This window comes from Moraxella sp. CTOTU47724, from assembly GCF_032014955.1.
In the GTDB taxonomy this organism is placed as follows: Bacteria; Pseudomonadota; Gammaproteobacteria; order Pseudomonadales; family Moraxellaceae; genus Faucicola; species Faucicola tetraodonis.
Genome location: NZ_DALZSV010000093.1, coordinates 1 through 4,224 on the forward strand (window position 1 = coordinate 1; position 4,224 = coordinate 4,224).

General features: G+C 38.0%; 5 protein-coding genes and 1 pseudogene. All 6 read left to right on the top strand.

Going from position 1 to position 4,224, the window contains the following annotated elements:
- Positions 1-437, top strand: a 437-nt coding sequence (locus RTR63_RS11515; RefSeq protein ID WP_312524386.1) for an IS1 family transposase, incomplete at its 5' end; no start/stop codon positions are given.
- Positions 438-566: 129 nt separating this feature from the next.
- The gene (locus tag RTR63_RS11520) at positions 567-1,412 is read left to right on the top strand and encodes a PP2C family protein-serine/threonine phosphatase (protein WP_219332358.1); all 846 of its coding nucleotides are present in this window, start codon (positions 567-569) and stop codon (positions 1,410-1,412) included.
- 20 nt (positions 1,413-1,432) lie between these two features.
- Complete coding sequence (locus RTR63_RS11525; RefSeq protein ID WP_312524389.1) at positions 1,433-2,173, top strand: hypothetical protein; 741 nt, start codon at positions 1,433-1,435, stop codon at positions 2,171-2,173.
- Positions 2,174-2,204: 31 nt separating this feature from the next.
- A complete protein-coding gene (locus tag RTR63_RS11530) occupies positions 2,205-3,062 on the top strand; it encodes an SIR2 family NAD-dependent protein deacylase (RefSeq protein ID WP_312524391.1) in 858 nt (285 codons plus the stop codon).
- Positions 3,063-3,151: 89 nt separating this feature from the next.
- Entirely contained in the window at positions 3,152-3,637 is a 486-nt protein-coding gene (locus tag RTR63_RS11535; RefSeq protein WP_203172500.1) for a DUF1643 domain-containing protein, read from the top strand.
- 145 nt (positions 3,638-3,782) lie between these two features.
- Positions 3,783-4,224, top strand: a pseudogene (locus RTR63_RS11540) (hypothetical protein); the annotation flags it as partial.

The following is a 4,224-nucleotide window of genomic DNA, read 5'->3' on the forward strand; positions in this document are numbered from 1 at the left end:
CCAATTATGAGATAAAACCTAAACGACGCTATTACCGAAAACTGCAAGTGGATGATTTTTGGACGTATGTAGGGCATAAGAAGCACAAGGTATGGCTAGTCTATGCATACGACTCAGATACCAGTGAGATTGTTGCCTTCGTATGGGGCAAACGTAATCTAAAGACGGCTAGAGAGCTAAGAGCCAAGCTTGATGCGTTAGGCATTGACTTTGGCTATATCTGCTGTGATAACTGGGATAGTTTTTTAACCGCCTTTGATTTTGATTTTAAAAAGGTAGGTAAACACCATACGGTTGATATTGAAGGGAACAACAATTGTTTTAGGCAAAGGCTTAGGCGAGTCTTTCGAAAGACAAGCTGTTTTTCGAAAAAGCTAGCAAATCATTTTAAAGCGTTTGATTTACTGTTCCACTATGTCAATTATGGCTGGGTCTAGGAAGCATACTTTTTATACCACAGCCAAAAAACGTATTGAATCACGGACTATATCGAATAAAGAAACCTAGAATATATTTTTCCAACTTTACGGTTATAATCAGATTAACCTTCTTACTCGACTCGTGATATGACCAGACTCTCCACTACGATTTGTGCGATGACCTTTCAAGGCAATGCCAGCAACCGCTTGCAGCAAGATGCATTTTTCTTTGTCGATGATTATTACCAAGAAGCGATTGGTATCACACCTGTGCATCGATGTGATGACGCCTTTTGTGTTGCGGTATCCGATGGTGTAGCAGAATCTAATCTATCGCAATATGCTAGCCTTAAGACAGTTAAAACAGTCAAACAACTGTGGCAAAACTATTTAGACAATTCAAATCAATCGGCTGTCATGGATATCTCAAAGATTTATGAAAAAGTCGCAACCCTACCAAAACGCTTTTATGGCGCGTCCGCGACGCTTGCCCTAGTCTATCGACCACTTGCTAAAGCCAGTGAAACCAATCCGCCCATCGTTATCAAACATATCGGTGACAGTCGGGTTTATCATTTTTCAGCTATGACAAAAACATGGCGATGTATCACCCGTGACCATAATCTACTCAATCAATTGATTGATGAAAAAGCGGAAAATGAAAATCGCCAAGCCGACTTTGGCGAATATAACCAAGACGGTATGGCAAGTCCTATGTATGCATTAACCGATTGTTTGATTGCCGATAGTGACTTAGACAACAATCCAATGCCTACTTTTGACAGTCAAACGTTAAAGGTCTCATCAGATGATTGCTTAGTGGTATGTACCGATGGCGTACATGACTTAGTGCCTTGCGATAAATGGCAAAGTATCGATAAGCATACCGATTTGCAAGCATGGCTTAAACAGTTACGTAAGCAGATTTATGCCTCTGAAGGTCGTGCGTATGATAACGCAACAGCAATTTTAGTAAGGTTTGATGAGCATTAAAGAAAAAAGGCGTGTGTGAAATGGAAAATAATTCGTCAGTACCTGATAGTGACATTGTAAAAGTCGATAAATATGAACCACATAAAATTGCCAATGGCAAAAATGAAGTCACTTTTTTTGTGGCGAGTGATGAGGTTGATTTGGCGGATTTGCAACGCTATCGGATACAGGCGCAAACGGATTATTTGATTGCGATTACTACCACGAATAAAGATTATGATTGCCTAAAACTTGCGGATAATGTCATCTTGTGTTCACTAAATGAAGTGCCTTTAGTTATGCAAGCATTTCAACGACTACATAGCGGTAGTGGCATCATTGGTATGAGTTGGGACGAAGTAAAATGGGCAATTTCTGGTAACAAAAATATTGAATTTTTACATGGTGTAGCAGGTGGTGAAAATTGCGTGGCTTTAGCATGTGAACAGTTTATCTCAAAACTACAGAGACTATCATCCAACTATCCGATTAAAAACGTGATGATTAATATGTTTGCGGATATTAGTTTTGGTTGTGAGCAGCAAGATTTTATTATCCAACAAATAGATAAAAATTTAATGGTTAATGATGCGACTACATTTTATCAGTTAAGTTTCTTTCATGAGTTTGATTACTGGAAAAAAGGTGAGCAGGGTTGTTGTATCTGTATGTTTTTGGTTTATGCCGATAAAGAAGATGATATTGAGCCAGTTATTATAGAACACGATATACCGATGAAAACCACTAATCCAACTCAAAGAGCAGGCAACTCAATTAAATAGTATCTCAGACGACAACAGCAAAGGAATAAAAATGGATAATACAACCAAGTTAACCCATTTTGCCGAACACCTTAAACAAGCTGATGGTTTACTCATCACTGCAGGCGCAGGGATGGGGGTCGATTCAGGTTTGCCTGACTTTCGAGGTGACCAAGGATTTTGGAAAGCCTATCCACCGCTAAAGCACCTTGGCAAAAGCTTTGTCGATATGGCGACGCCAGAACTGTTCCACGCCAATCCAAAATTGGCTTGGGGTTTTTATGGTTTGAGGCTCAATGCGTATCGAGCAGTCGAACCGCATCAAGGTTTTCATCTACTTAAAAAATGGTCAGAAACATTACCCAATCTTAAAAACGGCTCATTTGTGTTTACCAGTAATGTCGATGGTGAGTTCCAAAAGGTCGGATTTGACGATAATAAGGTTTTTGAATGTCATGGCTCAATTCATTGGTTGCAATGTTTGGATAATTGTACCCGTGATATTTGGTCAGCCGATAGCTTTGTGCCTGTTGTTGATGAATATCATTGTCAATTAATCAATGATTTTCCCTTTTGTCCGTACTGCGGCGGAATGGCGCGCCCCAATATCTTGATGTTTAGCGATTGGCATTGGCAATCGCAGATGCAAGACGAAAAAGAGCAGAAGTTAATGGCTTGGCTAAAGCAAGTTAACAATCTAGCCATTATTGAATTGGGGGCAGGGACAGCTGTGCCGAGCGTGCGAAATTTTGGTGAGCGGTTAGTAAATCATTCAATTAACGAGTCGGTGAGTCTACTGCGTGTCAATATACGAGAACCGCAAGTGCCTAATAAGAGTAATTGTTTTGGGGTGAGTGTGGGGGCGTTGGAGGGTCTGATGTTGCTAAATGAAATTTTAATTTCAAGCTAGAAAAATATTTTATAGATATTAGTTTGATGATATCATTTATTGAAGAGTAGTTTAAATAAATACAATATGTTTTAAGAGGATCTTAAATTATGAAAAAAGGTGCAGATATATCTTCATGTGAACGTTATAGATACTCACTTTGGAGAATTTGGGATGAAAATAAGCCTTTGATTGGGTTTGTTGGATTAAATCCTTCAACTGCCGATGGAGAATTTGACGACAAAACAATCTCACGATGTATTAAATTTTGTGAGGAGTGGGGTTTTGGTGGATTTTATATGATGAATTTATTCGCTTATAGATCGACTGATTCAGGAATGATGATGAATGAAGAAAATCCCGTTGGCGATGATAATAATAAATTTTTGGCAGAGCTTGGCAACAAAGTTCAAAGAATAGTAGTTTGTTGGGGCAATAATGGTGCTTTTCGAAATAGATCAAATGAAGTTCTAGAAATGTTAAAAGGCAATGATTTGTATTGTTTAGCAATTAATCAATCTGGTGAACCTAAACACCCCTTATATGTAAATGGTTCTGCTCAACTTATTCCTTATATTATTTCTGGTGAATTATAAATTGAATAGATTATGACAAATGTAAATTTAAGATATTAATAATTTATTATTAATTCATTATTTTTTTTAATCTAAGAAATTCCCAAAACCTAAGCCATTGGCTGCAACCAACGGTAATCGCCTTTTATATTGGAAGGCAAATAAAATGAATATTATGGAAAAAAACCGTGGCGAACGCTTGATTTTACTGTATCAATATTTACCCAAAGGCGAAAAAAACGCCAAAACGCTAAGCGAGCTATTAACCAGGTTTAACCCCACAGGCGACAAAGCCAAAAGCCGAGCCAAACTACTAGAGCAAGATTTGCTTTCTTTATACTCTTTATTTGGTGACAACTCTATTTGTCGTATGCCAGCATGGGAAGAAGGGTCAATCGCAGGTAAAACCCCAAAATACTACCTTCACCCCAACTTTACCCTAGATAGCTTTGACAATGAAAACCTATTTTTTTGGGAAATGCTTGATAAATTCACTGCCAACTACTTACCTAAAAATATTCACAATAAATTAACTGCCAAGATTGCGAATGTAAAAAATCATCAAAATCTGCAATATCAAATTAGTCAGCTTGGGCAATGGAAAAACC

Excerpts from the sequence above, each read along its gene's own strand:
- RTR63_RS11520 (WP_219332358.1), top strand. The coding sequence starts at position 567 with ATGACCAGACTCTCCACTACGATTTGTGCGATGACCTTTCAAGGCAAT.
- RTR63_RS11525 (WP_312524389.1), top strand. The coding sequence starts at position 1,433 with ATGGAAAATAATTCGTCAGTACCTGATAGTGACATTGTAAAAGTCGAT.
- RTR63_RS11530 (WP_312524391.1), top strand. The coding sequence starts at position 2,205 with ATGGATAATACAACCAAGTTAACCCATTTTGCCGAACACCTTAAACAA.
- RTR63_RS11535 (WP_203172500.1), top strand. The coding sequence starts at position 3,152 with ATGAAAAAAGGTGCAGATATATCTTCATGTGAACGTTATAGATACTCA.